Below are 7,295 nucleotides of genomic sequence, written 5' to 3'. Positions count from 1 at the left end.
GTCAATATTCAGGCTGACTGACACACCGCTATCGCGAGCAGGCTCACTCCTACAATTGGAACTATGTGGACTTAGAGACCGAGATCGGAGAGCCCCGGATGATCATCCGGACGCCGACCCAGCGGCCAATGGAACTTGCGCTCGCTTTCCTTGATCGGCATGTCGTTGATGCAGGCATAACGCTGGAACATCAGCCCGTGCTCATCGAACTCCCAGTTTTCGTTGCCGTAGGAGCGGAACCAGTTGCCCGAATCGTCGCGCCATTCATAGGCGTAGCGCACGGCAATCCGCGTGTCAGAGTAGGCCCAGAGTTCCTTGATCAGGCGGTAGTCGAGTTCCTTGGCCCATTTACGGGTCAGGAAGGCCTTGGCTTCTTCGCGGTTGTTGGCGAACTCGGCGCGGTTGCGCCATTTTGTGTCGAGGGTGTAGGCCAACGACACCTTCTCGGGATCGCGGGAGTTCCAGCCATCTTCGGCCAGACGTACTTTTTCGATAGCCGATTCACGGTTGAACGGCGGTAAAGGCGGACGCACTTGGGCAGCAGTCGACATTTTCAGTCTCCCGATCTAATTAACGATTAAACAACGGTTGAGGCTTATTTAAGGCGTTACAGGTCCAATAACTTACGCGCCATGCATTGCGCATTATCAGCGGCACTGTGATCACCCATCACCAGCGCTACGGTAATGGCGCCGTCAATCAGGATCAGCAATTGTCTGGCCAGACGTTGCGGATCTTCGACGCCATGTTCGGTACACAGCTCGCACAGGTAGTCGAGCAGTTTCTGTTTGTGGTCTTTGGCGACCTGACGTACCGGGTCTTCGGGATCACCGGTTTCGCCACTGGTGTTGATAAAGGCGCAGCCACGGAAGCCTTCCGAGGCGAACCAGCTTTTGAGCACGGTAAACAGGTTGAGCAGGCGGTCGGCCGGGGTTTCGGCCTGATCGACAGCACTTCTGTACCAATGCATCCAGCGCACGTCGCGGCGTTGCAGGGCAGCGACGGTCAGCTCCTCCTTGTTGGCGAAGTAGCGGTAGATGCTTTTTCTGGAGACGCCGGCGGTTTTCACCAGAAGATCCATGCCGGTGGCCGCGATGCCACTTTTGTAGATCAACTTTTCGGTGACATCCAGAATGATGTCGCGGGTCGAGGTGTCAGTGATTTCGTTCATGTGGCGAACAGTAGAACGATCGTTCTCCTTGGTCAAGCAGTTATTTTTGTGTCTGCGATACCGCTTTCGCGAGCAAGCCCGCTCCCACATTTGAAATGCGATCCACTGTGGGAGCGAGCTTGCTCGCGAAGGGGTCATTACAGACAGTAACAAGACCCGAACCGGTTGATGGTGTAAGCTCTCGGGTTCTTCGGATTCGACCCATTGCGAGCCCTATGCCGTTGCTTTTCAAACGCTCTTTGCTGCCCAAACTGCGCAGCTTTCCGCTGACTGCCGAGGCCGTGACCATTCTGTCCGGCGCCGCCGAGTTCCGTCGTTGCCTGCTGGAGAAAATCGCCGAGGCGACCCGGCGCATCTACATCGTTGCGCTGTATCTGCAGCACGACGAGGCCGGTCAGGAAATCCTCGATGCCTTGCACGCCGCCAAGCTCAAGCGCCCGGAGCTGGAGATCGTCGTGGTGGTTGACTGGCTGCGCGCCCAGCGCGGGTTGATCGGTGCCGGCAAACAGCCGGGCAACTCGGCGTGGTACCAGGAAATGACCCGCACCCATCAGAGTGAAGTGCCGGTCTACGGCGTGCCGGTGCAGACCCGCGAACTGTTCGGCGTCCTGCATCTGAAAGGCTTCGTGATCGACGATTGCGTGGTTTACAGCGGTGCAAGCCTGAACAACGTCTACCTGCACAAGTTCGACAAGTACCGTTTCGACCGCTACCACGTGCTGCACAGCCGCGAACTGGCGGATTCAATGCATCACCTGGTCAAGCACGGCCTGATCGAATCCAAGGCTGTGCATCGCCTCGACCTGCCCAACCTGCCGACCACCCGCAGCCTGCGCAACGACATCGGCGACCTGCGCAGCCGTCTCAAATATGCGGCGTACGACACCAGCGCCGGCAGCACCGCGCATACCGGCCTGTCGGTAAGTCCGTTGCTGGGCGTGGGCAAGAACAACCCGTTGAACCGGGTGATTGTCGAGCTGATCGCCAGCGCGCAACAGCAGCTGACCATCTGCACGCCGTACTTCAACCTGCCGCTGCCGATCATCCGCGAGGTCAACCGTGCGCTGGCCCGTGGGGTGAAGATCGACATCGTGGTCGGCGACAAAACCGCCAACGATTTCTACATTCCGCCGAGCGAGCCGTTCAAGGTGATTGCGGCGCTGCCGTATCTGTACGAAATCAGCCTGCGGCGTTTTGCCAAGCGGCATCAGCGCAACATCGACAGCGGCCAGTTGAACCTGCATCTGTGGCGTGACGGCGACAACAGCTATCACCTCAAGGGCATGTGGGTCGACCAGCGCTATACGCTGCTGACCGGCAACAACCTCAATCCACGGGCGTTTCGTCTGGACCTGGAAAACGCGCTGTTGATCGATGATCCGCAAGGCGAGTGGCTTGAGCCACGGGCGAAGGAGCAGCAAGAGATCTTCCGCAACACCACGCGGATTGCCAGTTTCCAGAACCTGGAAACCTTGCCGGAGTACCCGGCGGGGGTGGCGAAGTTTTTGAAGCGTGTGAGTCGGGTGCGGATCGAGCGGTTGCTCTACCGGATTTTGTAAGGCTCAAGTCATTGGGTGCGGCTGCCAGCGCTTTCGCGAGCAAGCCCGCTCCCACATTGGATTTGTGTCGACCACACTGTTTGTGCTCAACACACCCCCAATGTGGGAGCGGGCTTGCTCGCGAAGGAGCCGGATCAGGCGCTACAAAAACTCAGTTCAGACCGAGCTTGCCACGCAATGTGGACAGGTCTTCCGCCAAGGTATTGACCGGCCCGACCAGTGCTTTGCGGTCGTTATCCTTCACTTTGTCATAAGTCTCGAAACCACCGTCCTTGGTCTTGTACTTGGCAAGGATCTTGTCCACGGTAGCGAAGTTCTTGTCGACTTTGGCAACAAACGCCTTGTCCTGTTTTTCGATCTGCGGACGGAACAGGTCGACGATTTTCTTCGCGCCGTCGATGTTGCCCTGGAAGTCATACAGGTCAGTGTGACTGTAACGGTCTTCTTCACCGGAGATCTTGGTCGCGGCGACTTCTTCCAGCAGCGCGGCCGCACCACCGACGACTTTCTCAGGCGGGAAGGTCAGACCAGCGACGCGGGTTTGCAGGTCTTTCACATCGCTGTCGAGCTTGTCCGCCAGAGCGGTCAGGCCTTCAGTGGTTTTCTCCGAGAACAGCGAATATTCAATGCGGTGAAAACCGGTGAAGTCTTCAGCCTTCACGCCTTTTTCGTGGTCGTCGACGCGAGAGTCGATGGACGCATCAAGGTCACTGAACAGCTCGGCAATCGGCTCGATCGACTCGTAGTAGACGCGGGTCGGCGCGTAGAGTTTTTGCGCGGTGGCCAGGTCACCTTTCTTCACCGCATCGGTGAATTGTTTGGTGTGGCTGCCCAGTTCATCCAGTTGCTCGGTGACGTAGATCTTGTAGTCCGACACCGGGCCGACCAGATCCAGTGGCGCCGTCGCGGCGAACGCCGACAGCGGGGTGTTGAGCAAACCGAGGGTCAGCAGTAACGCGAGTGGCGACTTTTTCATGGAGCGGCTCCGAGGTTTTTTATGGTTAGGCAGCTGTTTTGGGTTGGGTGGCGTTGAGCAGCGAGAGACCGATGAAATCCTTGTCGCCGGTGACACCCGGAAGGGTGAAGAAATAACCGCCGCCGACCGGTTTGAGGTATTCCTCAAGCGGCTCGCCGTTGAGCCGGGTCTGCACGGTGATGAAGCCTTTTTCCAGATCGGCCTGGTAGCAGATGAACAGCAGGCCCATGTCGAGCTGGCCGTTCTTGTTCACGCCGTTGGAGTAGTTGAACGGCCGGCGCAGGATCAGGTTGGCCTGGCTCGCGGCGGTGCGCGGGTTGGCCAGGCGAATGTGCGCGTCGAGCTTGGTCAGTTTGCCTTCCGGGTCTTTGCTGTAATCCGGGATTTCGGTTTCGTGATTCGCGCCCATCGGTGCGCCCGTGGTCTTGACCCGGCCGATGATGCTTTCCTGTTCCTGCAACGGTGTACGGTCCCAACGCTCGACGAAGTTGCGGATGATCCGTACAGCTTGATAGCTGCCGTGGGCCGCCCACGCCGGCTCATCGCTGCCCGGTTGCACCCACACAATCTTGTCCATCGCTCTGGTGTCGTTGGAATCGGGGTTGGCCGAGCCGTCGCGGAAACCGAGAAAGTTACGCGCCGATTGCGCCGGCACACCCGGTTTGGCCGGAGCTTGCGGCGGCACGCTGCCTTCCTGCTTCCAGCGCACCAGCAGCAGGTCCGGCAGGTTCTTGACGATGTCGCGCAGGGCGTGAATGTTGGTGTCGGCGGTGTTCGAGCAGAACTGCAGGCTCAAGTCGCCGTGGCAGCAATCGGCCTCCAGCGCATCGTTGGGGAAGCCGACCATGCGTTGCAGGCGCTTCGGTTTGGCGTCGGCCAGGCCGAAGCGCTCGTCGAACAGCGACTCGCCCACCGAGACGGTGATGGTCAGGTTGTCCGGAGTCACCACCGGGCCGAGAATGCCGGAATCCGGCGGCGGAAGTTTCGGGTCGATCTGCGCCACCGGGCCGCCCTTCATCAGGAACGCGATGCGCTCGTTGAGGGTACGGAACAGCCGCTCAAGGTCTTCGCGATCGCTAGCCAGTACGTCGAACGACACGAACATGCCGGACGCCGGACGCGGGGTGACGATCCCGGTCTGGTGCACGCCGTGGAAATCATGGCGGTCTTCGGTCTTGTCGCTGCTCGGCGCTTCGGTGACTTGCGCCGGCGCTGCAGCCATGGCCGGGCAGCTCAGGGCCGAACCGGCCAGGGCGACGCCGGCGACACCCATGCCCATCAGCAGGCGGCGACGTTGCAGATCGAGGTTTTGCAATTCTTTCATCGGTATTCGTCTTCTGCTTACAGGCCGGAAAGGCCGAGGGCGGGATCGATGCCATCCAGAGCGTCAGCCAGAGCCTGAGCCTTGTCGGCGATCTGTTTGCGTTGTGCGCCACTGACCGTGTCGTAAGTGGCGTAGCCGTCCTTGACCTTGAAGTTGTTCAGTACGCTGTCGAAATCACTCAGCGCCGCGTCGATTTTCGGCAGCAGATCCGGCGCCGACCTGGTCAGCATCGGCCGCAGCAGCTCGACCACTTTGTGTGCGGTTTCCAGGTTGCTGGCGAAGCCATTGAGGTCGCCGTGGCTGTAGCGTTCCTCTTCACCGCTGGCAGCACGCACGTCGGCCAGGGTGTTGAGATTGCGCACCACGATGCTTACCAGTTGCTCCGGCGGCAGCGATTGCGCCAGCAGTTGCTGTTTGAGGGTGGTGACGTCGGCCAGCAGGCGCTCGGCGACCGTGTTCAAGCCGTCGAGGCTGCGTTGCTGAAACAGCGCGTATTCGATCCGGTGGAAACCGACGAACGCCGGATCCTGTTCGCGTTTTTCGAAGTAATCGGCGCGGGCATTGATGCTGTTGTCCAGTTCGGCCAGCCGTTGCGCGGCAGGTGCCAGACGCTGGTAAGCGGCACGCGCCGGCAGGTACAGCGTCTGCGCCTGGGCCAGATCGCCGCCGGCAATTGCCTGATTCAGCGCGGTCACGGCTTTGATCAGCGCGCTGCCTTGCGTCGCCAGATACACGCGGAACTCCGACAGCGGCCCGACGAAAGCGACCATCGACGGCTTGGCCTTGGCGGCAGCATCGGAAGCCGCTGTCGGCGTCACGTGCAGCACGCCGCGAGGGTTGCTCAGCAGACCGCAAGTGATCGCATAGTCGCCGGGTTGCAGGTTGGCGTTGATCACCTGGCTCAGGCCCGGCGCGATGTTTTCGCGCTCTTCGATCACCAGCACGCCGTCCAGAATTTCCCATTCCACCGCCCGGTCGGAGCGGTTGACGATGCGGAAACTGGCGCGACCGGCGGGAACCGTCAGCTCGTTCGGATCGCAGCTGTGGGCGTTGATGTTGACCACCACTTCATCATGGTTGTGCTGACGCTTGGCCGCGGCCATTTTCGAGGCGTAGTAGAACAGGCCACCGGCGGCGATCATCACGACCACCGAACCGGCCACCGCCCAGCGCAAGGCGCGGGGAGGCGAGGCCTGAGGAGTATTAGGCTTTGACATGGAGGCCCTTATTGGCTGGAAACGGAAGACGATTTGCCGGCGGCGTCAGCGCTGGAGGCCGGCGCGGCGGGGTAGAAAAACATCACCAGCGCCAGCACCAGATAGATCAGGTACGCACCGAGAGTGCTGACGGTCGGCGCATCCTGATACCCGAACATGCCGGCTAGCACCGAACCCAGCGGGCCGTCCATCGGCAGCGTCGCGCTGAAGTCGAACAGCACGGTTTGTAGGTGGTTCCACACGCCGGCTTCATGCAGAGCTTGCACCGAATTGGCGAGGATCCCGGCGGCGACCACCAGTATGAACAGCCCGGTCCACTTGAAGAACGCCGACAGGTTCAGGCGCATGCTGCCGCTGTAGATCAGGAAGCCGACAACAATCGCCAGCACCAGGCCGAGCAGGGCACCGATCGGCGCGCCCGGGCCTTCGCTCTGCTGGAACACGGCGAGCAGGAAGAACACAGTTTCCAGGCCTTCGCGAGCCACGGCGAAGAACACCATGGCGATCAGCGCGATTACCTGGTGCTTTGACGAAGTCAGAGCGTGATCGAGCGAGGCTTGCAGCGAATGCTTGATCGAGCGCGCAACCTTGCGCATCCAGAACACCATCGAACTGAGAATGCCCACCGCGACCAGTCCGACAATGCCTTCGAACAACTCCTGCTGTTTCTGCGGGAATTCGGCGCTCACCAGTTCCAGGCCACCACCGACCAGCAACGCCAGGGCCGCAGCGAGAAACACGCCGATCCACACTGCCGGCATCCACTGGCCACGACCGGTCTGTTGCAGGTAGCTGGCGATGATGCCAACGATCAGCGCGGCTTCAATGCCTTCGCGCAGCATGATCAGAAAGGGAACGAGCATTCGGTGTCCACTAAGTCATTCGAAGAAGTTACAAGTTGTAACATAATGACAACCATTCTCACATGACAATGATTGACATAAACCTGAACGCAAGCTGAACAACCTGTTTTTTGCCACGCACAAATCCCGGTGGGAGCGGGCTTGCTCGCGAAGGCGGCGTGTCAGTCGATAAGGATGTTGCTGAC

At 60.0% G+C, this 7,295-nt stretch carries 7 protein-coding genes; 1 reads left to right on the top strand and 6 read right to left on the bottom strand.

The genetic code is table 11. The annotated features are described in order from the left end of the window. Nucleotides 1-71 precede the first annotated feature (71 nt). Entirely contained in the window at nucleotides 72-551 is a 480-nt protein-coding gene (locus QMX91_RS27140) for a nuclear transport factor 2 family protein (RefSeq protein WP_007963424.1), read from the bottom strand. A 56-nt stretch (nucleotides 552-607) separates the two neighbouring features. Beyond that, nucleotides 608-1,171, bottom strand: a complete 564-nt coding sequence (locus QMX91_RS27135) for a TetR family transcriptional regulator (protein ID WP_096796073.1) — start codon at nucleotides 1,169-1,171, stop codon at nucleotides 608-610. A 215-nt stretch (nucleotides 1,172-1,386) separates the two neighbouring features. Here QMX91_RS27135 and pssA point away from each other — a divergent pair, with 215 nt between their 5' ends. After that, a complete protein-coding gene (gene pssA, locus QMX91_RS27130; RefSeq protein WP_115989828.1) occupies nucleotides 1,387-2,730 on the top strand; it encodes a CDP-diacylglycerol--serine O-phosphatidyltransferase in 1,344 nt (447 codons plus the stop codon). Nucleotides 2,731-2,881: 151 nt separating this feature from the next. On the opposite strand, the gene efeO (QMX91_RS27125) is transcribed toward pssA, so the two are convergent. The 4 genes from efeO (QMX91_RS27125) to efeU are packed head-to-tail and all read right to left on the bottom strand — an operon-like array spanning nucleotide 2,882 to nucleotide 7,110. Beyond that, complete coding sequence (efeO, locus tag QMX91_RS27125) at nucleotides 2,882-3,706, bottom strand: iron uptake system protein EfeO (protein WP_027611970.1); 825 nt, start codon at nucleotides 3,704-3,706, stop codon at nucleotides 2,882-2,884. A gap of 25 nt (nucleotides 3,707-3,731) precedes the next feature. Then, nucleotides 3,732-5,030, bottom strand: coding sequence for an iron uptake transporter deferrochelatase/peroxidase subunit (gene efeB, locus QMX91_RS27120; RefSeq protein ID WP_282413647.1), 1,299 nt, complete (start codon nucleotides 5,028-5,030; stop codon nucleotides 3,732-3,734). Nucleotides 5,031-5,047: 17 nt separating this feature from the next. Beyond that, nucleotides 5,048-6,247, bottom strand: a complete 1,200-nt coding sequence (gene efeO / locus QMX91_RS27115) for an iron uptake system protein EfeO (RefSeq protein ID WP_282413646.1) — start codon at nucleotides 6,245-6,247, stop codon at nucleotides 5,048-5,050. Between the two features lie 8 nt (nucleotides 6,248-6,255). Continuing rightward, nucleotides 6,256-7,110 (bottom strand): iron uptake transporter permease EfeU, encoded by an 855-nt coding sequence (gene efeU, locus QMX91_RS27110; protein ID WP_027611967.1) that lies wholly within the window; start codon nucleotides 7,108-7,110, stop codon nucleotides 6,256-6,258. Nucleotides 7,111-7,295: the final 185 nt, after the last annotated feature.

Origin of the sequence: Pseudomonas sp. PS01299, from assembly GCF_029960145.1 — a bacterium.
GTDB lineage: Bacteria > Pseudomonadota > Gammaproteobacteria > Pseudomonadales > Pseudomonadaceae > Aquipseudomonas > Aquipseudomonas putida_A.
This window is presented reverse-complemented; position numbering and strand designations above follow the sequence as displayed.